The sequence below is a fragment of the Bradyrhizobium sp. NBAIM03 genome, from assembly GCF_020194055.1.
Taxonomy (GTDB): domain Bacteria; phylum Pseudomonadota; class Alphaproteobacteria; order Rhizobiales; family Xanthobacteraceae; genus Bradyrhizobium; species Bradyrhizobium yuanmingense.
This window is the reverse complement of the sequence record NZ_JADYVS010000243.1, coordinates 1-401: the sequence shown is the minus strand read 5'-3', so window position 1 is coordinate 401 and position 401 is coordinate 1. Positions and strand designations below refer to the sequence as shown.

General features: G+C 67.6%; 1 protein-coding gene. It reads left to right on the top strand.

Translation table 11 applies throughout. The features are described from left to right. Positions 1 to 40 precede the first annotated feature (40 nt). Positions 41 to 401: alpha/beta fold hydrolase (locus I6F21_RS38320; protein ID WP_225184462.1), on the top strand; the 361-nt coding region annotated here is incomplete at its 3' end.

Sequence of the window (401 nt, the reverse complement as noted above, 5' to 3'; positions counted from 1 at the left end):
GCAGAGATTGCACCGCATCCCTTTTCCAGGAGGCCTCTCGATGCACAGCAGCCACGTGGTGCGCTCCGGCGACATTCGCCTGCATGCCCGCATGACACAGCCCGCCGACCATTCCGCTCGGGAGCGCCCTGCCATCGTTCTCGTGCATGGCTATCCGGACGACAGCTCCGTCTGGGACGGCGTGCGCGACACGCTGGCGCACGAGCGCCGTGTGCTCACCTTCGACGTGCGGGGTGCCGGCCTGTCAGACGCCCCCGCAGATACCACCGGTTACCGCATCCCCCAGTTTGTCGACGACCTTGCCGCCGTGGCCGACGCGTTGCTGCCCGGCGAGCGCTTTCATCTGGTCGGGCACGACTGGGGCTCCATCCACAGCTGGGAATCGGTGACGACCGATCGGC